Here is a 20,692-nt window from a genome sequence, read left to right as displayed (position 1 = left end):
CTGCCGCTACGTGTTGGATTCGTGAGTTTATTCGTCTTCGTACGGTACCGGGATGGTCTTGGACGGCGACCCGTCTTGGTAGACATCGATCGCTGCGATATGATCCGGCGTCACGATACACTCAATGGTGTAGACCTTGGTGGCTGTGATCACATCGCCGTCCACGACGTTCGAGACCCCTCGGGAATCGTTACGGACGATCTTGACGGACACTTTCTTGCCGTCTTTGACTTCAACGGTCACGTTGACGTTTTTCTTTTTCGGTTGGGTCTGGGAGTCGCTTTTGGTCGGACCGGCCGAGAGGATCAGACCGACCGTTTCTCCTTTTTCAACCTCATCGCCCGCTTTGAACGGCGAGGTGGAGATGACGTTGTCTTTGGGAACGCTGTCGCTTTGCATGTTGATCACTTGACCGAGTTTCAGTCCTGCGCTTTCGAGCGCATTTTTTGCGTCGTCGAGCGTTTTGCCCGCCACGTCCGGAATTTTGACTTTCTGTACACCCTTGGCAATGGTCAGTTTGACTTTGACAGAGGGGTCCACTTTGGTGTCCGCATCCGGGTACTGACTGAGGACGGTTCCCGGCGAGTTGTCGCGGTCTTCCTTCTCGGTGACGGTGATGTTCGATTCTTCGAAGTTCTTCGCTCGAAGTGCCGATTTCGCGTCGTTGACGTTCATCTTGACGACGTTTGGCATGTTAAACTTCTCCGCGCCGATGGAGACGGTCAGTTCGACAGGCCGGTTGGCTTTGATCGTTTTGCCTGCGTACTGGTCTTGTTTCATGACCACGTTTGGCGCCACGTCATTGCTCGGTTCGTCTGTTCGCTTGATATTGTTGATATCAAGCCCCGCTTGGACGAGTTCCTTCACGGCATCGTCGTACTTCATGCCTTCGACTTTCGGCATCGTGACATCCGGCTCGCCCATGAAGTTGGTGACCAGCGAATACGCGGTGACCGCGCCGACGCCAAGCAGGAGGAAGATGGCAAACAACCAGACGACCGGCCGCCAGAACTTGCGTTCTTTCTTGCCTTCCGGAGACGTTTCATCCTGTTTCTTCATCGACTCTTCCGCTTCCAGAGACGTCGCGTCCACCGCTTCCGGCGGTTTTTGACCGCGCGACGGCAGAGAGTCCATCCCGGCGTTACGCAAGCCGACGGCCGGCATCTGGATCGTCTGCTGCTCATCGACATCGGGGATGGAAAACTTGGCGACGTTCGGGTAGAGCAGCGCTTTTTCCAGATCGCGGTACATCTCGCGAGCTGTTTGGTAGCGGATGAGCGGGTCTTTGGCGAGTGACTTCAAGATGATGTTCTCGACCGACTGCGGAAGCGACGGGTTGATCTCACGCGGCTCTACGAAGTGGTCTTGCAAGTGCTTGAGCGCGACCGAGATCGGAGTCTCGCCGGAGAACGGCAATTCGCCTGTCACCATCTCATAGAGCACCACGCCCAGAGAATAGATGTCCGACTTCACGTCGGTGATTCCGCCTCTCGCCTGCTCCGGTGAGAAGTAATGAACGGAACCGAGCACAGAGCCGTCCTGCGTAATCGTGTTCGAAGTGATGGCCCGTGCAATGCCAAAGTCGGTGACTTTGACGCGTCCGTCCTTGCCGATCAAAATGTTGTGCGGCTTGATGTCACGATGCACGATGTTGTTCTCATGCGCGTGACCAAGAGCTGCGCAAATCTGCTTTCCGATGTCGATGGCCTCCGCCACCGGCAACGGCGCACGGTCTTGGATGATCTCCTTGAGCGTCAAGCCGTCTACAAACTCCATGACGATGTAGTAGTCTTCGCCCTCCACGCCGACGTCGTAAATGTTTACCACGTTCGGATGCGAGAGCGAGGCCGCCGCTTGCGCTTCTCTGCGGAAACGGCGAACAAAGTCCTCGTCCATCGAGAATTGCGCACGCAACACTTTGATCGAGACGTTGCGGTTGAGCAACGTGTCCAGAGCACGGTAGACAACCGCCATCCCGCCGCCGCCGATTTTCTCGATCACTTCATACCGATTGCCGAGTTTTCGACCGATCACGTTGCATCACCTCGATCCGATTGGTTTTGTACGAGGATGATCGTGATGTTGTCATGACCGCCGGCATAGATCGCTTTGTCGAGCAAAGCGTCCACTTTGGCGGTGACCGGTACTTCCGCGCGCAAGATGTCAGACATCAGCCGTTCTTCCACCATGTTGGACAGCCCGTCTGAGCAGATCAGCAACAGATCACCCTCCCCCCATTCCAACTGCAAGAGGTCCGGTTGCACACGCTCATCGGTGCCGACGGCGCGGGTCACGATGTTGCGTTGAGGGTGGTGCAGCGCTTCTTCGAGCGTGATCTGCCCGTTTTTGTACAATTCGTTGACCAGCGTATGGTCTTCGGTCACTTGACGGAGTTCACCGCCCTGCAACAGATAGACCCGTGAGTCTCCGATGTGCCCCAGATAGATTTGTTCTTGGTTGAACAGCGAGACGATCAACGTCGTCCCCATGCCGCTCAACCCTTGTTGAGAGGAAGCACGGTCGTGAACCGCTTGGTTGGCCTGTTTGATCGCTGCCACCAGCAAGTCCTGCGGGTCGTCGCTCCCGCCCTCTGTATGCTCGGTGATATGCTTGACAACCGCTTCCACTGCCAAGGCGCTGGCCACCTCACCCGCAAGGTGGCCCCCCATTCCGTCAGCGAGGACCGCGACCCCGTGCGGTTGCTGATGTGCCACAATCGCATAGGAGTCTTCGTTCAACTGACGTACGAGACCCACATGGGTCTTCGCCGCAACTTGCATCCTCAATCACCTCTTAGTTTCTCCCCTGTTCTGCGCGCAATTGCCCGCAGGCGGCCGCGATGTCGTGGCCCTTCTCCCGTCGGACGGTCGCATTGACGCCGAGACGTTGCAACTCCGCGACGAATGCGCGGATCTGATCCTTCGGCGTACGCGTGTAGTTGCGCTCTGGGACATAGTTAACCGGAATCAGGTTGACATGGCAGTCCAAATGTCCGAGCAGGCCGGCCAATTCTCGAGCGTGCTCGATTTTGTCGTTCTGCCCCCCGACCAACGCGTACTCAAACGACAAGCGACGGCCCGTCTGTTTGAAGTAATACTTGCAAGCGTCCAGCAATTGATCGATGCTGAACGCCCGGTTGATCGGCATCATCGAAGAGCGAATCTCGTCACGAGTCGCATGAAGCGAGATCGCGAGCGTGATCTGGCGCTTTTCGTCTGCCAGACGGCGAATTGCCGGAACGAGACCCACCGTGGAGATCGTGATGTGTCGCGCCCCAATGCCGAGACCGTTCGGGTCGTTGATCAAGTCAACGAACTTCATCGCCGCGTCGTAGTTCTCCAACGGCTCCCCCGACCCCATCATCACAACGCTTGAGACGCGCTCCTCCGACGGATCGAGAAAACGCTGGACGTTCAACAACTGTTCGACGATCTCGCCGCCGGACAGATGACGAACGAGCCCGCCGAGCGTCGACGCGCAGAACGTACAGCCCATGCGGCACCCGACTTGACTGGACACGCATACCGAGTTGCCGTAGTCATGGCGCATCAACACCGTCTCAATCGTAGAACCATCGTGGAGTTCCCACAGCCACTTGATCGTCCCGTCCACCGACTCTTGACGGGTTACTTCCTTCATCGTGGTGACCACCGCGACTTCCTTCAACTGCTCGCGGAATGCCTGAGGCAAATTGGTCATCTCGTCTACGGAAGTGACGCGTTGTTGGTGCAGCCACGTAAAAATCTGCTTCGCGCGGAACTTCGGTTGTCCGAGCTCCTTCACGTACGCTTCCAACTCTTCCAACTTCATGTCGAGCAATTGAACCGGTTGCTTCGCTTCAAAAAGTTCCAAGTCTTGAATTCGACTCACCCTCTTTCCATTATGTTCAAAGGACGGGCCTTATGAATTTCGACGCAAACGCGCGATAAAAAATCCGTCACTTTCATACTGCTGCGGGAAAATCTGCACGGAAAAAGCGTCCGGAGACGCTCCCGCCATGATCTCGGCAGGCAGATGTGGTTGCAGCGGGTCTCCGGAAAACTCCGGATGCAGTGCGAGAAACTCCGCGATCATCGCTTCGTTCTCTTCCGGTGCCACCGTACAGGTGGAATACACCAGCACGCCGCCCGGTTTGAGCGCCCCCGCCACCGTATGTAACAAATCTCGCTGAATCCCGGCAATCTCGGCGATGTCACCGGGGACTTTGCCCCATTTGAGATCGGGTTTGCGGCGAATGACACCCAGTCCGCTGCACGGCGCATCGAGCAGGATGCTGTCAAATTGCCCTGCCTCCCCGACTACATCGCGAATGTCGCCCGCCTGAGCGGTGATCGATTGGAGGCCCAGACGATCTGCAACGTTGAAGATCAGTTCGATTTTGTGCTCATGGATGTCCACGGCGAACACTTCGCCCTCGTCACCCATCAACTCTGCCAGATGCGTGGTCTTGCCACCCGGTGCTGCACAGCAGTCCAACACGCGCATCCCTTTTTCAGGAGCCAACGCTTGAGCGACCAGCATCGAGCTCTCATCTTGCACGGTACACAGCCCCTCTTGAAAAGCAGGAAGCTTGGCTACATCCAAGCCCTGATCGAGCAGAACGCCATAGGGCGAAACCTCGGACGCATGCGCTTGCACCCCGGCGTCCAGCAGTTGTTGCAACAACTCGTCCCGCGTCAGACGATGGGAATTCACACGCAACGTGACTTTCGGACGGACGTTGTTCGCGATGCAGATCGCTTCCGCCGTCTCCCGTCCGTACGTCGTTTCCCACAGTTTGACCATCCATTCCGGATGCGAGTGTTCCAGCGAGATTCGCTTCACCCAGTTGCGTTCGCGAGACGGCATCTTGATGTCGTCTTTTTTCCGTAAAAAAGAGCGCAGGACGCCGTTGACGAACCCGCTCGCTTTCGCACCGCGACGCTTGGCGATCTCCACCGCCTCGTTGATCGCCGCAAACGGCGGCACGCGGTCGAGGTACATTAATTGGTACACGGTCAGGCGCAACAAGTTGCGAACCCAGTCCTCCAACTGGTGAAGCGGAGTCTTCAAAAGCGGGGTCAAATAAAAGTCGATCGTGTTCAAACGCCCGATCGTTCCATACACCAATTCTGTTGCCAGCCCCACATCACGTGAGTCCAATCGCGTATGACGCAAAGCGTTGGTCAATGCCAAGTTGCTGTAAGCCCCACGCGTCTCCACGGACAAAAGCACGTCCAAGGCGAGGTCTCGTGCTGTGTTCGCTTTTCTCGTTGTCAAATCTGTCTGCCTCCTACTCGCCAAATCGGGTTCCCGGTGCGAGCTTTACTCCACGCAGGTAATCGGATGCGGGCATACGGCGCTTGCCGGACGGTTGAATCTCCGTCAGAGCCAGTTGTCCGCGTCCGCACTGCACCACAATCGAATCGCTCGTCGTGGTGACTACCATGCCAGGTTCATACTTCGTCGGCTCGCTAGTTTCTTCCATAACCTTAGCTTGCCATATCTTCATGACTTTATCATCCAACGACGTGAACGCCACCGGCCACGAATTCATCCCGCGCACTTGGTTGTACAGGCGGCGAGCGTCCTTCGTCCAATCGATCCGTTCGTCATCGCGCGAGAGGTTCGGGGCAAATGTCACTTGCGACTCGTCCTGCGGCGTTTCGGTAAACGTGCCCGCTTCAATCGTCGGCAAGGTCTCGATCAACAGATCGGAACCTTTTTCCGAAAGTTTATGGAAAAGCGACTCTGCCGTGTCGGCCTCGTCGATCGGCACAACCACCCGCGAGATCATATCCCCCGCGTCCAATGCCATCACCATGCGCATGATCGTGACGCCCGACTCTTGGTCGCCCTCGATGATGGCGCGGTGAATCGGAGCCCCGCCCCGCCAGCGCGGGAGCAGAGAAGCATGAACGTTGATGCAACCGAGACGCGGCATCTCAAGCAAGCGCTTCGGGAGCAGTTGCCCGTATGCGGCGGTGACGAGCAGGTCTGCGTCGTACTTCTCAAGTTCAATCAGCGCTTCCTCCGCACGGACTTTCTCCGGTTGCAAGACCGGCAGACCAAGTCGGAGCGCCGCTTCTTTGACAGGCGGCGGTGCGAGTTCGCCCTTGCGACCCTTGGGACGGTCGGGCTGGGTGACGACCGCGACGACGTTGTACCCGTTCGCGATCAATTTTTCCAAGCAAGGCACAGCAAAATCCGGAGTACCCATGAACAAAATACGCATCTGTGTCAACACCCAGCTTCTATTTGGAGTATTTCCCGCTCCCGCCCATGCGGCGGACGTGGTCGGTGAACAAAATTCCGTTGAGATGGTCGATTTCATGCAACAAGCAACGAGCCAGCAAGCCCTCCGCTTTGATCTCGACTTCCTTGCCCTCTTCATTCAGACCTTTGACGGTCACTCGAGCGGCGCGCAAGACATCGCCCGTCGCACCGGGGATCGACAAGCACCCCTCCGGACCGAGTTGTTCCCCTTCGGCATGCACGACTTCCGGGTTGACCAACTTGATCAAGCCGGACTCTTCGCCGACATCTGCCACGATACAACGCTTGAGGATGCCGATCTGGTTGGCGGCAAGACCGATGCCGATGTTTTCATACATCGTGTCCGCCATGTCGTTCAAGAGTTTCTGTATATTCGAAGTCACTTCCGGAACCGGCTTTGCGACCTGCCGCAAAACGGGGTCGCCTTCCTTCCGGACGATCTTAATCGCCATGTTTTGTAAAACCTCCTCATCTACACAATCTTACCAAACGCGTCAAGGAACTAAAAGCCTTCTAGAGAATCATTTGCGCGTTCACGTCAATTGTGAGGTACCCTCCGAGTTTTTGAGCCTCCCCCTGCAAGGCTTGGTACGCCTCGCGGATCGGCTTGCTTACGGGTTTGAATTTCTTGTATTTCAGCACCACATTAAATCGGTACTTTCCCTGCAACCGCGCCAACGGCGCCGGTGAGGTGCCCAGTATGATCACATCGTCGCGCCCCCCCAAGGAGCGGCGCAACAGGTCTTCGAGATGTCTGGCCAGATGCAGCGCTTTCATCTCGTCCTCGTTGACCGAGGTAAACGCCGTCAATTCAAAAAACGGCGGGTTGTTCAGCGAATAGCGGTGCCGAACTTCATGTTCAAAAAATTTCTCATACTCTTGGTCCTTCGCAAACTGAATCGCATAATGTTGCGGGTTGTACGACTGCACGATCACTTCGCCCGGCAACTCGTGCCGTCCCGCCCGCCCCGCTACCTGTGTCAGCAGCTGGAACGTGCGCTCCGCTGCACGGAAGTCCGGCAAGTACAGGGAAGTTTCCGCCGAGATGACGCCGACCAACGTGACGTTCGGGAAGTCGAGACCCTTGGCGATCATTTGCGTGCCGAGCAGAATCTGCGCTTCGCCTTGGCGGAAGCGTTGCAAGAGCGTGGCGTGTGCATCCTTGCCGGATGTTGTGTCCACATCCATTCGGATCACTTTGGCGTCCGGGAAGACTTTGTAGAGTTCCTCCTCGACGCGCTGGGTACCGGTGCCAAAGTGCCGAACATGATCGCCTTGACAATCCGGACAGGTCTCCGGCATCCGCTCCGCATAGCCGCAGTAGTGACAACGGAGCTGTTCGAGCCCGCGTGCCTTGTGATACGTCAGCGGAATCTCACAGTCTTGGCATCTCGCCACAAACCCGCAAGATCGACAGAGTACAAACGTTGCAAACCCCCGGCGATTCAAAAAGAGGATGATCTGCTCTCCGCGCTCCATCCGTTCTTCGATGCCCGTCTTCAAAGCATTGGAGAACATCGAACGGTTGCCGCTCTGCAATTCGTTGCGCATGTCGAGGACACGAACTTTTGGCAGCTTCTGTCCCCGCACCCGCTCCGGCATCTCCACACGCTGGATGATCCCTTGATGCGCCCACCAGCGCGTCTCAAGCGCCGGCGTCGCCGAGCCGAGCACGACTGTGGCTTTGTGTTGACGTGCGCGGTACATCGCAACTTCGCGTGCGAGGTACTTCGGATGATCGTCTTGCTTGTAGGAATTCTCATGCTCTTCGTCGATAATCATGAGACCAATCGAGCGAAACGGAGCAAAAATCGCCGACCGAGCGCCGACGACGATGTTGACTTCCCCGTGACGGATCCGCCGCCACTCGTCGTATTTTTCTCCGGTGGAGAGGCGTGAGTGCAACACGGCCACTTCGTCACCGAAGCGCTTTTTAAACTGCTCAACCATCTGCGGGGTCAGCGAGATCTCGGGAACGAGCATGATCGCTTGACGACCTTGGGCGACACAGGCGGCGATCGATTGGAGGTAGACCTCCGTCTTGCCGGAGCCGGTGACACCTTGGAGCAAGATCGTTTGCGGGGCATCGCTGTCCACGGCGTTCTTGATCGTCTGGTAGGCGTTGTCCTGCATCGGGGTGAGCGGAAGCGGTTGTGACGGCTCAAAGTGCTTCGAAGCGTAGGGGTCACGATGGACTTCCCGGTCTTCCTTGACGACAAACCCTTTTTCAAGCAGGGGTTTCAACGTCGCCGAGGAAGCCCCCGTCTCGGCAAAGACATCCTTCATGAGCAGAGCGTCTCCCGCCTCGTAGAGGTAGGTGAGCAGCTCTTTTTGCTTCTTGGCGCGGTTGGAAATCTCGTCGAGAGCTCCTTGCAACTCAGACTCTGTGAGCCCAGTGGAGAGATAGGTCATCGTCTTGATTTGGATGCCGTGCTTCACGCCATGCAGTTCTTGGAGCACACCTTCCTCCACCCAGGTGCGGATCAACGGCCGCCATTCGGGGTGTTCGGAGAGAAGTTGCTCCTTGGTCTTGTTGGGGGACTGGTACAGTTCTTGTAACAAATCATATTCCCAAGAGCCCGGCAGATAGACACTGTCCGGTGCGTTTTGAATTCGCAAAAAAGTCGTCGCCTTCGCACGCATCCCGCTTGGGAGCAGGGCTTGGACGGCGGCGGCTTTTGTGCAGAGGTAGCGTTCCGAAAGCCATCTCGCAAGTTCAACCAAGTCCGGGGTTAACGGCGGGTCGTCGTCGAGCACTTCAAGGAGCGGTTTCGTCTTCTCCGGAACTTCGGTGGTGGCAGAGAAGCCGACGATGTATCCCTCGACCCGACGAGGTCCAAACGGAACCAATACGCGCGTCCCCACATGTACGCGCTCGGCAAGCAGGCTCGGAATCTCATAGTGAAACGGACGATCTACAGAGGCAGACTTCACTTCCACGATCACTTCGGCGTATCTTGCGCCGTTTCGCTCCGTCACCGCCGCGTTGTCGTGCGCGTTCATTTTACGAAACGTCCTTCACGGAGCTGCAGCATTTTGTCCAGGATGCGGTTGGCAACTTCGGACTTGGGGAGCATCGGGAGCGATTCGTCGCCTTCGTGCGAGACGAATGTGACGATGTTGGTATCCACGCCAAACCCCGCCCCCTGTTGCGTAACGTCGTTCGCCACGAAGAGGTCGCATTTCTTGCGAATCAACTTCCCGCGGGCGTTCTCCAATACGTTCTCCGTCTCCGCCGCAAAACCGATCAAGACTTGGTGCGGCGCGCGTTTCTCCCCGCAGGTCGCGATGATGTCCGGGTTGCGCACGAATTCGACGAGCAACGGGCCGTCCGATTTTTTCAATTTTTGTTTGTGCGTTTCTTTCGGACGGTAATCGGACACGGCGGCGGCTCCGATGTAGACATCCGACTCACTGAAATGCTTCATGACAGCTTCGTACATCTCAAGCCCGGTGTTGATTCGCTCCACAGCGGCAAGCCCCGTCGGCAGGTCCAACTGTGTCGGCCCGGTCACGAGCGTCACTTCCGCCCCTCGTGCAACTGCCGCTTCTGCCACTGCATAGCCCATTCGCCCCGTTGCACGGTTGGTCACGAGGCGAACCGGATCAAGCGCTTCGACGTTGGTTCCCGCCGTGATGAGCAGGCGCAGACCCAGCAGGTCTTTTTTACCCGACTCAACAGACCCTTGTGCAAAAAAGCCCTCGATGTACGCCACGAGATCTTCCGGTTCCATCAGTCGTCCCTTGCCTGTCCACCCGCACGCAAGCAACCCTTCCTGCGGCTCGGCGAACAGGTACCCTTTGCTCTGCAGGTATTCGACGTTCTCCTGCACGATTGGATTCTCGAACATGTTGACGTTCATCGCCAGTGCAAACAGAACGGGAGCTTTCGACGCCATAATCGTCGTCGTCAGCATGTCATCGGAAATTCCGTGTGCAACTTTGCCGATGACATTGGCCGTTGTCGGAGCGACTACGATGAGGTCCGCTTGGTCTGCGAGCGCGATGTGCGCCAGTTCAGACGGGTCGGGCTCTATGAAGATGTCGGTCACGACCGGATGTTTCGTCAAGCTCTGAAACGTCAGCGGCGTGATGAACTTCTGTGCCGATTCCGTCATGATCACGTGTACCTGTGCGCCTTTTTTGGTCAATGCGCTGGCCACCGACGCCGCTTTGAATGCCGCGATGCCTCCGGATACGCCGAGCACGATTGATTTCCCCTTCAACATGCGCTCCATCTCCTCTCATAAAAAGAAACAACCCAAAGCAAAAGGGTTGTTTCTCTCCACGTCTTACTTGATTCCTTCTTTGGTACGAACGAACGAAACTTTGCCTTCGGAGATCTCGTTGAGTGCGACGGTGACGTTTTTGTTCGTGTTGACGTGCAACAGTTTCTCGGCACCATCTTGAATGCGGCGAGCGCGCTTCGAAGCCGCGACCACCAAGGTGTATTTGCTGTCTGCTAATTCCATCAATTTGTCAATGGAAGGATAGATCATCTACTGCCCCTCCTTAATCAAGCTCGTATAGTATTCCAGATTGCGTTGCACCGAGCATTGCTCTGCGGTAATGATCGCACGGATGCGGTCGGCGGCTTTTTCCACTTCGTCGTTGACGACAACGTAATCATATTCGCTTATGTAACTCATTTCTTCTGCTGCGGCACCAAAGCGGATGTTCAGCGACTCTTCCGTTTCCGAGCCACGTCCGACGATGCGGGTCTTGAGTTCCTGCAGGGACGGCGGAATGAGGAAAATGAACACGCCGTTCGGGAATTTCTTTTTGACCTGCAACGCGCCTTGGATGTCGATCTCAAGCAGCACGTTTTCACCGGCGTTGAGCATATCATCGACATACTTGCGCGGTGTGCCGTAGTAATTGGTGTAGACTTCCGCCCACTCCAGCAGTTCATCGTTGGAGATCATCGTCTTGAACTGATCTACAGACTTGAAAAAATAATTAACCCCTTCTACTTCCCCTTCGCGCGGCGCACGAGTGGTGCAAGAAACGGAGTAATGCGTCGTCTTCATCGTCGGCAGCATCGCCTTGCAGACCGTCCCTTTGCCGGCGCCCGACGGACCGGACAAGACGATCAGCAAACCCTTTTGAACCATTTCTCTACCCCTCCGGATCGCGTGATCTTACTCTTCTTCGTCCTGGTTGTTATCTTTCGCCACAAGTCGGTGAGCGACAGTTTCCGGTTGGACGGCCGACAGGATGATATGGTCGCTGTCGGTGATGATCACCGCGCGGGTGCGGCGTCCATAGGTTGCGTCGATCAACATTCCGCGATCGCGCGCCTCTTGAATGATCCGCTTGATCGGCGCCGATTCCGGCGAGACGATCGAAACGATTCGGTTGGCCGATACGATATTGCCAAATCCGATATTGATAAGTTTGATGCTCACAACCCATTCCTCCTAAAATCACAACTCTCTGCCTTGCATTTTTACCATTCCGGCTCTTGAAAATACGGTCTGGCTCGTGCTTACTCGATGTTTTGTACTTGTTCGCGGATCTGCTCCAGCAAACTCTTCGCTTCCACGACGAGTTGGGCGATCCCCAAATCATTGGCTTTTGAACCTATCGTGTTCACTTCCCGGTTCATCTCCTGCACCAAAAAATCGAGCTTGCGTCCAACCGGCTCCGGAGCTTCTGCAATGTGTAAAAACTGCTCGAAGTGGCTCGTCAGTCGCACCAATTCCTCTGCGATGCTCGCACGATCTGCAAAGACCGCGACCTCTGTCAGCAGACGCCCCTCTTCGACCCCTTGCCCGTCCAGCAAATCTCGCAACCGTTTCTCCAACCGTTCGCGGTACTCGGCCACGACGACGGGACTGCGCTCTTCGATGCGGGAGGTGAATCCGCGCAACTTCTCAAGGCGCGCCACAAAGTCGTGGTAGAGGCGTTGTCCTTCGCGTTCGCGCATCTCCACGAGGTTGTCGGCAGCCTGTGCCGTGCAGGCGAGCAGCAAGTTCCCCAATTCCTCAGGGTTCTCCACCGCTTCCGCAACGCTCAGGACACCGGGTTGCTTCAAGATTTGTTCCAACTGAAGGGTCTCGGAAAGCCCAAGATGGGCAGCCAACTCATCGGCCGCACGTTTGAGTTGCATAGCCAGTTCTAGATCCACAGTAACGGCACGACCAAGAGGCCCTGTGCGCTCGACGGTCAGAAACACGTCAAGCCTTCCGCGGGAGATGCGTTCGGAGACGGCTTTTTTCATCCCGTCTTCGAATTGCAAGTATTCACGCGGCAGGCGGACGACAACTTCGGCGTAGCGATGGTTGACCGCCTTGATCTCAACGAGAATGCGGTAGCCGTCCTGCAAGACTTCGGCACGGCCATATCCGGTCATACTCTTGATCATAGGAGATTCCCTTCTTTCGCCCTCTAGTTTTCGCCGTTTTTCGGGCTTTTCCTGCTCATATTACGCAATTTCTCGCGAAGATGCAAGCAAAAAGGCACCTGCCCCGGCAAAAAAGCTCGCCAAAGGAGGCGCCCTTCTCTTTTACAGAAGCCAAGTTCCTTCGTAGACCTTGGCGGCCGGACCTGTCATGTAGACGCGGTTGTCGACTTCTTTCCAATCGATCAGCAGGTCGCCGCCTTTGAGATGGACGGTGACACGACGCTCCGTACGAGACGTTAACACACCCGCAACTCCGACGGAACAAGCACCCGACCCGCAAGCAAGCGTTTCGCCCGCCCCGCGTTCCCAGACGTGCATCGTGACTTCGTTTGGAGCGTGAACTTCGACGAACTCGACGTTGGTTTTGCGCGGGAAGTACGGATGCGTCTCAAGTTGCGGCCCGACGTGGTGCAGGTCAACGTCTGCCAACGAATCCACGAAGATGACCGCATGCGGGTTCCCCATCGAGACGCCGGTGAATTCATAGTTGTGACCGGATGCGATCGAAATCGCGTGCTCGATGACCGTTTCCCCGGACAGCGTGGTCGGAATCACCGCTCCTTCAAGTTTCGGCTCGCCCATGTCCACCGTGACGTGGGAGACGAGACCTTCCGATACGTGCAACTCCAGCGTTTGCAGGCCCGCGCCGGTCTCCAACGTAACGGTGGTAGAGTGGGTGCGGCCGCTTTCATAGAGGTACTTGCCGACACAACGCACGGCGTTGCCGCACTGCTCCGACTCGCTCCCGTCAGAATTGAAGATGCGCATGCGGAACTCTGCAATTTGACTTGGCAAGATGAACACCAAGCCGTCGGCACCGACACCGAAGTGACGGTCGCAGACGTTTTTCGCAAGATCGGACACAGACTCCGGAACGGACAAAAACTCGGCAACGACCGCGAAGTCATTGCCGAGACCATGCATTTTTGTGAATTTCATGAAGTGCAGAAGCCTCCTGAGGAGGTTCAACCTCTTAGCGACGGGAGAAATTGATCTTGGTCGTGGTTTTTTTCTGCTTCTTGACGCCGCGACCTGCCGCGAGTGCGAAAGTCGGGACGGCAGCAGCGACGAGCACGATCAACCAATCCATACCGCCGAGCGGCACCGTGCGGAAGACCGGTTGGAACGCCGGGATGTACATGACGCCCAACAGCAACACCACCGACGAAAGCACCGAGCCGATCAGCCACTTGTTCTCAAACAAGTTGCGGGAGAAAATCCCGCCTTCAACAGAGCGGCAGTCGAACACGTGAATCAGCTGTGCCATCACGAGGGTGACGAACGCCATCGATTGCGCCTTGATCAGATTGTCCGGCTCCATTTGGAGCGAGAACCAGAACACAGCCAAGGTCGCAACGCCGATGAGAATCCCGCGCGAGAGGATCTTAAAGCCCAAACCTCGGGCAAAAATCGATTCGCGCACATTGCGCGGCGGACGGTTCATGATCCCTCTCTCCGCCGGGTCGACACCCAGCGCAATCGCCGGCAGACCGTCGGTGACGAGGTTGACCCAAAGAATCTGAATCGGGACGAGCGGCAGCGGCAGTGCTAAGATCATCGCGAGGAACATCGTGATGATTTCGCCGACGTTCGACGCGAGAAGATAACGAATGAACTTGCGGATGTTGTCATAGATCGAGCGGCCCTCTTCAATCGCCGCCACGATGGTGGCAAAGTTGTCGTCGGAGAGGATCAGCGCAGAAGCGTCCTTCGCGACGTCGGTGCCGCCTTGGCCCATCGAGATCCCGATGTCGGCCGCTTTGATCGCCGGTGCGTCGTTGACACCGTCCCCGGTCATCGCGACCACGTGCCCGTTGGCTTGCAGGGCTTTGACGATGCGCAATTTGTGTTCCGGCGAGACGCGGGCGTAGACATAGATGTCCTCGACGCGCTCTTGCAACTCTCTATCAGACATATTATAGAGATCGTATCCATTCACTGTCAAACCGCCCTTGGGCACGATCCCCAACTGGCGAGCAATCGCTTCGGCGGTGACTTGGTGGTCGCCTGTAATCATGACGGTCTTGATGCCCGCTTTTTTGCAACGTTGGATCGCGTCGTACACTTCCGGGCGCGGCGGGTCGATCATCCCGACCATCCCGATGAAAACCAGATCGCGTTCGGAGTCCGGTGCATGGAACTGCTGTTCCTGTTTCAGCGGGCGGTACGCAAGCGCCAAGCAGCGCAGCGCTTCGGTGCCCATCGCGTGGTTGGCGTTGAGAATTCCTTTGCGAAGCGAGTTGGTCAGCGGCGTCACTTTGCCGTCGATCAACATGTACCCGCAACGGTCGAGCAGAACGTCCGGGGCGCCCTTGGTGAGCATGTAGAGCTCGCCTTTTTGGTCGCGTGTCAGAACGGACATCATCTTGCGAGTGGAGTCAAACGGCAATTCGTCCAAACGAGGTTGTGCAGCGTCCATCTCTTCTCCAAACAAACCCGCTTTGGCCCCGAGGACCATCAGTGCGCCTTCGGTCGGATCGCCTTGGATCATCCAATCGGGATGTTTTTTGGACGTGTCTTGCGTAAGCAAGGCGTTGTTACAGAGTACGGAGACTTCGAGCAAACGTTTCAAGTCGGTGCGGCGATGCGGGTCGATTCCTTTGCCGGAAAAGAGGAACTCGCCTTGGGGGTTGTAGCCGGTTCCTGTCACTTCATAAAATTGACCGCCGACGAAAACGCGTTGAACGGTCATTTTGTTTTGCGTGAGGGTTCCCGTTTTGTCGGAGCAGATGACGGTCGCGCAACCGAGCGTTTCAACGGACGGCAGTTTGCGGACGATCGCTTTGCGCTTGATCATACGCTGGACACCGAGCGCGAGTGCCACGGTGACGATCGCAGGCAACCCTTCCGGAATCGCAGCGACGGCAAGCGAGACGCCGGCGAGGAACATCGTGTACAGCGAATTGCCGTGAAAAACGCCGGTCGCCACAACGACAGCGGTGATGCCAAGCGCAACGTAAACGAGAATTTTGCCGAGCTGTTCGAGACGGCGTTGGAGCGGCGTTTCCGTATCTTCGGCCGTTTGGATCAAGTCGGCGATCAGGCCCATTTCGGTGTTCATACCGGTTTCACAGACGACAGCCATGCCTTTGCCGCGTGTGATCAGCGTGCCCATGTAGCACATGTTTTTGCGGTCCCCGAGTGTAGCGTTCGGGTCGCCGATGATGGGGTTGCTTTTTTGAACCGGGAGCGATTCGCCGGTGAGGGCGGACTCTTCCGCTTCGAGCGAGGCGCTTTCCAGGACGCGCACATCAGCCGGGACACGGTCGCCGGCTTCAAGGAAGAGGATGTCCCCCGGCACGATGTCGAGCGCGGGGATGGAGGTTTTTTTTCCATCGCGCAGGACGGTAGCTGTGGGGGCGGTCAGTTGTTTGAGCGAAGCGAGGGATTTCTCGGCCCGCAGTTCTTGGAAGAAGCCTAAAACGCCGTTTACGATAATGATCGCGATGATCGTAATCGCATCTGCATGTTCACCGAGCAGACCGGAGACAAGCGTGGCGGCCAGCAGCACCAAGACCATGAAATCGCGAAATTGATTGAAAAACAACGTCAACAAGGAAGTCTTCTCTGCCTCATTCAGTCGGTTCTCCCCGACCTGTTCCCGCCGTTTGTCAGCCTCTTGGTTCTCAAGGCCTTTTGGCGAGACGGAGAGCAGCTGGAGTACGTCTTGTACGTCCATTGTGTGCCAAAGTTTTTTCTGCACCAGGTGCCACCCCTTCTTTCACATCGTTTGTCCTGTAGACATGTCTATGCCTGTACTCTATGGCGTAGACCAAGCCTGACAAGTCACGTTGTGAGCAGAATTTACATGTGGCGCCTCAGAACTTCTGTCCCAATCCCTCCCAACTTGCAAACCGATCCTTTACGTCGATTTGCACCTGCAACTCCGCCAACACATCCTCCACGTACGCCTCACGCCGCATGCCGACGAGCACCGAGGACACGCCGTCTGTCGAACGCAACGCCCGCAACGCCATGCCGCTGAGAGTTCCAGCCTCGCCCCATTGGGCGTCTGCTTGCGCCACACGCCGCTTCAATTCCTGCGAAACTTCGGCCGCCCGCTGCTTGTACATCTCCGTCACCGCCAAAAACGTCTCGTTCACGGCGTTCACATAGCCCTCCAACCACGCGCCGACCTCGGGGGGCAAATTCGGAGTCTCAAGCAACTTCTGCACACCACTTTGAACCGTCGGCACGAAAAACTGTTGCACCACCTCTTGCCAATGATCCAAGGAAGCAAACTTGCGCCCGTGTTCTTGCAAAAGCGCCCCTGCCGTCAACTTGTCGGCAAGGCTTGCCCGCACCTCGTCATCCGCCTCGACCAACGGCAAGATATCCTGACGAAAAAGCGCCTCTGCCGCCACGACTTTTTCAATCAACTCTGTCACCGAAGCCGCTGCATCGACATCCGGCATTGGCAGATCTGCCAAACGCACGAGCGAGTTCGCGACAAATGCATTCAACGGGCGGTTGATCAGCACCCCTAAGCCTTTGTCCCGCGCAAACTTCAGAACGCTCTGCCCATTCGATTGGTTCGCCTGTATGACACCGCCGCGCTCCAACAAATTCATCGGCAATTGAATCACGCGGAAGTGATGAGTGTCAGAGATCGACTCGGCAATCTCCCAAACTCGCTCCAACGAGGTAAAGAGATACTCCTCCGCCGGGGCCGGGAACGTATTCGAAGAAATCCCGTACCAACGAATTCTCCCGCGCTCCACTTCTCCTTCCAAATGCCGAAACGCAAGTTCGATCCGGCGGTAATACTCCTCGCGAGCCTCGTCCAACTGCATCCCGTTCTGTTTCGCAAAGCCTAAGTAATACTCCGGGTTATGTAACAAATACACATCCAACGCCTGCATCTGCAGCCGCTCCAAACTCGCCGTCAACTGATCTTCCAAGAACTCCGGATGGATGCAATGCTCCAAGCCTTCCCCATACAGCACCAAATCGAGAAACGGCATGCCTTCCCGCTTTCTCTGCTGACTCAAGCGGTAATTATGCCCTTGCAGATAGCCCGCCTTGGACACGACCACCACCTGCTCACGGTCGATCTCTCCCGCCGATGTCATCTCGGCCAATACCTTGCCCACCAACTCTTCCGATCCGCCGTCCGAGTAGTTGGAACTGGTATCCAGTACGTTCACACCGCCAAGCAACGCCTTGCGCATGGCCTCCCGATGCTCCGAAACCGACACATCCACCCGATAGCAACCAAACCCGGCCTGACTGACCTGCAAGCCGGTCTGACCGAGCGCATTATATTGTAGAAACATCCGTTATCACCTCCCCACCAGTATACCAAAAAAAGGAGCGCCCTCCTTCAGGCGCCCCTTCCGATCATAAACGCGTACAAATGCGGCTCTGTCTCCACCACCAACCGATCTCGCAACTGCGTGCCGCTGGCCGACAACGTCCCCGCCGGGAACTCGATGACATGCATCGCCCCGCGAACAAAAGGAGCGATCGTATTCGGACGAACCCGATGCAACATGTGCACGATGCGATGCTCGTCATCGAGGAACGCCACGTCGATCTCTTCTTTCATAAAAAACGTATGAATCCCGTTGCAAGATCGAAACACCAACGCCGCTCCCACCGGGACATTTCGACGCCCCATCCATCCGCGCAACCGCGACCAGAACGACTCCGCCGTCTCCACTTCCCATGCCAACCGAACACCCAAGCTTTGGTTCCACACTTCCATCATCTGAATTCCTCCTCTCGTTTTCTCATTTTCTACTTGCAAAGGTTCCGCCTTGGTGCAACCTTGATTTCCAGTACCTTGAAGGGTATAATGACAATGTTCACAATAATTACTAGTAGTGGTGTGGGGGTCGTGCTTTTTTTCGGTACGAAAAAACCTCTACACAGTCGCCGCTGCGCAGAGGTTCTACCACCCTGTTTCGGGTTGTGGGCAGATGTGTCCCTCAATCAGCAACCTGGCGATCATCTCCGGCACACGATTCTCGTGCTTGAGGAAGACCCATGGCTTTGCGTCCCCGTCTTTCGAGCGGGTTTGCCTTTTTTGATTGTTCAATCTTGCTTTACCGGAATTTCAATTTAATTCCTTGTCTTCACTATACACCGTTGTCGAATTTGGGCGGAATAGGTCGGAATGCCTTTTCTGGGGCAGACTTTTGTATTAGTTTTCTGCTAACTTTTAGGCACAAATGTGCTGGATAGATAGGAACAATGGCACTCTCCCCCTCGGGAGTCAGTGCCTTTTTTTCCATTTCGAAGAGGTGACTACCCAATGGCATACGACGGCCTTGTACTCCGTGCTGTGACGCACGAATTGCACACCCTGCTCCTCGGAGGGCGGGTTGATAAAATCTACCAACCGTTGGAACGCGACCTGCTGTTCCAGATTCGAGGCTTTGGCAACAACTACAAACTGCTGTTGACGGCACATCCGTCCTACCCGCGCGCGCAACTGACCCACGACTACAAGGGCGTGAACCCTGCCGAACCGCCGATGTTCTGCATGCTTCTGCGCAAACACTGCGAGGGCGGGCGAATTACCCGCGTGGAGCAGCTTGGCAACGAACGCATCTTGCATATCGCCGTCGAGAACCGCGATGAATTGGGCGACTTGACGGAGCGCGTGCTGGTGGTCGAGATCATGGGCCGGCACTCCAACGTGATCTTGCTCGACCCGCAAGAGAATCGCATCCTCGACTCGCTGGTTCACGTCAACTACGGCACGTCCCGCCACCGCGAAGTTCTGCCGGGCCGCACCTATGTGGCACCGCCGGAACAGGAGAAAAAGAGCCCGTTCGAGCTCTCCTTCGGCGAATTCCAAGCTCTGCGCAGCGCGGCGGCGGAGCTTGCCTACGACAAATTTCTGTTGAACTCCTTCACCGGCCTCTCTCCCCTGCTCTCTCGGGAGATCGCGGCCCGTGTGCAAGAAGTAGGTAATGCGGACTTCGAATGGCAAGCCTTCGCCGGTTTGATCGAGGACGCCCGCCATCACCGCTACCAGCCGACGATCGTCTACCAAGACGAGCGCCCCGTGGCGTTCTCCTGTTTTGACCTGACGCATCTCGACGGGGAGAAAAAAACATTCGCTTCCATCTCCGAAGCGATCCACCAATTCTACGCCGAGAAGTCTTGGCGAGACACGCTGCGACAAAAGTCCCAGGACCTCGAACGAATGCTCACCAACGAATTGGAACGCAACGTCGGGAAACTCGGGAAATTTGAACAGCAGATTCGAGAAGCGGACTCTTCGGAGATTCATCGCATCTACGGCGAGTTGATCACCGCCTACCAACACCAGATCGAGCGCGGCATGACAGAAGTAACCGTCCAGAACTTCTATGACGAGAATATGGCGGACATCACGATCCCGCTCGACCCGGCGTACAGCGCCAACGAAAACGCCCAAAGTTGCTTCAAGAAATACAACAAAGTCAAAAAGTCGATCCCGATCCTCCAAGAGCAAATTCAAGAAACCATTGCGGAGATCAACTACTTGGAGAACTTGCTTCAACAACTGACGACCGCTTCGTGGACCGATATCGAAGAAATTCGCGAAGAACTCGCGGCGGAAGGCTACCTCAAGATCAAGCGCAAGCCTCTGCCCAAAGGCAAAAAAGCCCCCAAGGAGAAAAACACTCCGATCAAACCGGAGCGCTACCTCTCCTCGGAAGGCATCGAGCTCCTCGTCGGCAAGAACAACAAGCAAAATGAATTCCTGACGATGAAGCACGCCTCCAACAGCGACACATGGCTGCACACCAAGGACATTCCGGGCTCTCACGTCGTCATTCGCGCGCGCGAGTTCTCCGAAACCACACTGCTTGAAGCGGCCCAACTCGCCGCCTACTTCTCCAAGGGACGCGAATCCAGCCAAGTTCCGGTTGACTACACGCTGGTCAAACACATCTGGAAGCCCAACGGCTCCAAGCCGGGCTTCGTGCTCTACGACAACCAGAAGACCCTCTACGTCACGCCCGACCAGCGGATTACCGAACGCTTGAGCGCGAACGCTTCCCACACCAAATCTTAATCAACCTTGGCAAAAAC

At 56.3% G+C, this 20,692-nt stretch carries 17 protein-coding genes and 1 riboswitch; of the genes, 1 reads left to right on the top strand and 16 read right to left on the bottom strand.

The genetic code is table 11. The annotated features are described in order from the left end of the window. Positions 1 to 27: 27 nt before the first annotated feature. From pknB to JJB07_RS19625, 16 genes are all read right to left on the bottom strand, one after another. A complete protein-coding gene (pknB, locus tag JJB07_RS19700) occupies positions 28 to 2,034 on the bottom strand; it encodes a Stk1 family PASTA domain-containing Ser/Thr kinase (protein WP_201637834.1) in 2,007 nt (668 codons plus the stop codon). Further along, positions 2,031 to 2,780 (bottom strand): Stp1/IreP family PP2C-type Ser/Thr phosphatase, encoded by a 750-nt coding sequence (locus tag JJB07_RS19695; RefSeq protein WP_201637833.1) that lies wholly within the window; start codon positions 2,778 to 2,780, stop codon positions 2,031 to 2,033. Before JJB07_RS19695 ends, pknB begins: the two co-directional genes overlap by 4 nt. Positions 2,781 to 2,793: 13 nt before the next feature. Next, positions 2,794 to 3,870 (bottom strand): dual-specificity RNA methyltransferase RlmN, encoded by a 1,077-nt coding sequence (gene rlmN, locus JJB07_RS19690; protein ID WP_347338378.1) that lies wholly within the window; start codon positions 3,868 to 3,870, stop codon positions 2,794 to 2,796. Positions 3,871 to 3,900: 30 nt separating this feature from the next. Beyond that, positions 3,901 to 5,259 (bottom strand): 16S rRNA (cytosine(967)-C(5))-methyltransferase RsmB, encoded by a 1,359-nt coding sequence (rsmB, locus tag JJB07_RS19685; protein ID WP_236588239.1) that lies wholly within the window; start codon positions 5,257 to 5,259, stop codon positions 3,901 to 3,903. 13 nt (positions 5,260 to 5,272) lie between these two features. Continuing rightward, a complete protein-coding gene (fmt, locus tag JJB07_RS19680) occupies positions 5,273 to 6,223 on the bottom strand; it encodes a methionyl-tRNA formyltransferase (RefSeq protein WP_201637831.1) in 951 nt (316 codons plus the stop codon). Between the two features lie 10 nt (positions 6,224 to 6,233). Then, entirely contained in the window at positions 6,234 to 6,707 is a 474-nt protein-coding gene (gene def, locus JJB07_RS19675) for a peptide deformylase (RefSeq protein ID WP_201637830.1), read from the bottom strand. A 61-nt stretch (positions 6,708 to 6,768) separates the two neighbouring features. Then, entirely contained in the window at positions 6,769 to 9,258 is a 2,490-nt protein-coding gene (gene priA / locus JJB07_RS19670; protein WP_201637829.1) for a primosomal protein N', read from the bottom strand. Next, positions 9,255 to 10,484 (bottom strand): bifunctional phosphopantothenoylcysteine decarboxylase/phosphopantothenate--cysteine ligase CoaBC, encoded by a 1,230-nt coding sequence (coaBC, locus tag JJB07_RS19665; protein WP_236588238.1) that lies wholly within the window; start codon positions 10,482 to 10,484, stop codon positions 9,255 to 9,257. Before coaBC ends, priA begins: the two co-directional genes overlap by 4 nt. A 63-nt stretch (positions 10,485 to 10,547) precedes the next feature. After that, positions 10,548 to 10,754, bottom strand: a complete 207-nt coding sequence (gene rpoZ, locus JJB07_RS19660; protein WP_201637827.1) for a DNA-directed RNA polymerase subunit omega — start codon at positions 10,752 to 10,754, stop codon at positions 10,548 to 10,550. Further along, a complete protein-coding gene (gene gmk / locus JJB07_RS19655; protein ID WP_201637826.1) occupies positions 10,755 to 11,369 on the bottom strand; it encodes a guanylate kinase in 615 nt (204 codons plus the stop codon). A gap of 27 nt (positions 11,370 to 11,396) precedes the next feature. Continuing rightward, a complete protein-coding gene (gene remA / locus JJB07_RS19650) occupies positions 11,397 to 11,663 on the bottom strand; it encodes an extracellular matrix/biofilm regulator RemA (protein WP_201637825.1) in 267 nt (88 codons plus the stop codon). Positions 11,664 to 11,743: 80 nt separating this feature from the next. Further along, positions 11,744 to 12,622 (bottom strand): YicC/YloC family endoribonuclease, encoded by an 879-nt coding sequence (locus JJB07_RS19645; RefSeq protein ID WP_201637824.1) that lies wholly within the window; start codon positions 12,620 to 12,622, stop codon positions 11,744 to 11,746. Positions 12,623 to 12,763: 141 nt separating this feature from the next. Further along, positions 12,764 to 13,600: a diaminopimelate epimerase gene (dapF, locus tag JJB07_RS19640; protein WP_201637823.1), complete on the bottom strand. Its 837-nt coding sequence runs from the start codon at positions 13,598 to 13,600 to the stop codon at positions 12,764 to 12,766. Between the two features lie 34 nt (positions 13,601 to 13,634). Then, positions 13,635 to 16,364 carry a calcium-translocating P-type ATPase, SERCA-type gene (locus JJB07_RS19635; RefSeq protein WP_201637822.1) on the bottom strand — a complete coding sequence of 910 codons (2,730 nt, stop codon included), beginning with the start codon at positions 16,362 to 16,364 and terminating at the stop codon, positions 13,635 to 13,637. Positions 16,365 to 16,479: 115 nt separating this feature from the next. Next, entirely contained in the window at positions 16,480 to 17,937 is a 1,458-nt protein-coding gene (locus JJB07_RS19630; RefSeq protein WP_201637821.1) for an aldo/keto reductase, read from the bottom strand. A gap of 47 nt (positions 17,938 to 17,984) precedes the next feature. Beyond that, positions 17,985 to 18,371: a DUF192 domain-containing protein gene (locus tag JJB07_RS19625; protein WP_201637820.1), complete on the bottom strand. Its 387-nt coding sequence runs from the start codon at positions 18,369 to 18,371 to the stop codon at positions 17,985 to 17,987. A gap of 223 nt (positions 18,372 to 18,594) precedes the next feature. Next, positions 18,595 to 18,695: riboswitch (cyclic di-GMP riboswitch) on the bottom strand. A 222-nt stretch (positions 18,696 to 18,917) separates the two neighbouring features. On the opposite strand from JJB07_RS19625, the gene JJB07_RS19620 reads away from it, so the two are divergent. Continuing rightward, on the top strand, positions 18,918 to 20,675 hold the full coding sequence (locus JJB07_RS19620) for an Rqc2 family fibronectin-binding protein (RefSeq protein WP_201637819.1): 1,758 nt from the start codon (positions 18,918 to 18,920) through the stop codon (positions 20,673 to 20,675). Positions 20,676 to 20,692 lie beyond the last annotated feature (17 nt).

The sequence above is a fragment of the Tumebacillus amylolyticus genome (assembly GCF_016722965.1).
Taxonomy (GTDB): Bacteria; Bacillota; Bacilli; order Tumebacillales; family Tumebacillaceae; genus Tumebacillus; species Tumebacillus amylolyticus.
Note: the sequence above shows the minus strand (reverse complement) of the source record. Positions and strands in the feature narration are given on the sequence as shown.

Bases quoted from the DNA above. Each gene is read 5' to 3' on its own strand.
- JJB07_RS19695 (WP_201637833.1), bottom strand. From the start codon at position 2,780: ATGCAAGTTGCGGCGAAGACCCATGTGGGTCTCGTACGTCAGTTGAAC.
- def (WP_201637830.1), bottom strand. From the start codon at position 6,707: ATGGCGATTAAGATCGTCCGGAAGGAAGGCGACCCCGTTTTGCGGCAG.
- priA (WP_201637829.1), bottom strand. From the start codon at position 9,258: ATGAACGCGCACGACAACGCGGCGGTGACGGAGCGAAACGGCGCAAGA.
- coaBC (WP_236588238.1), bottom strand. From the start codon at position 10,484: ATGTTGAAGGGGAAATCAATCGTGCTCGGCGTATCCGGAGGCATCGCG.
- rpoZ (WP_201637827.1), bottom strand. From the start codon at position 10,754: ATGATCTATCCTTCCATTGACAAATTGATGGAATTAGCAGACAGCAAA.
- gmk (WP_201637826.1), bottom strand. From the start codon at position 11,369: ATGGTTCAAAAGGGTTTGCTGATCGTCTTGTCCGGTCCGTCGGGCGCC.
- JJB07_RS19645 (WP_201637824.1), bottom strand. From the start codon at position 12,622: ATGATCAAGAGTATGACCGGATATGGCCGTGCCGAAGTCTTGCAGGAC.
- dapF (WP_201637823.1), bottom strand. From the start codon at position 13,600: ATGAAATTCACAAAAATGCATGGTCTCGGCAATGACTTCGCGGTCGTT.
- JJB07_RS19630 (WP_201637821.1), bottom strand. From the start codon at position 17,937: ATGTTTCTACAATATAATGCGCTCGGTCAGACCGGCTTGCAGGTCAGT.
- JJB07_RS19625 (WP_201637820.1), bottom strand. From the start codon at position 18,371: ATGATGGAAGTGTGGAACCAAAGCTTGGGTGTTCGGTTGGCATGGGAA.
- JJB07_RS19620 (WP_201637819.1), top strand. From the start codon at position 18,918: ATGGCATACGACGGCCTTGTACTCCGTGCTGTGACGCACGAATTGCAC.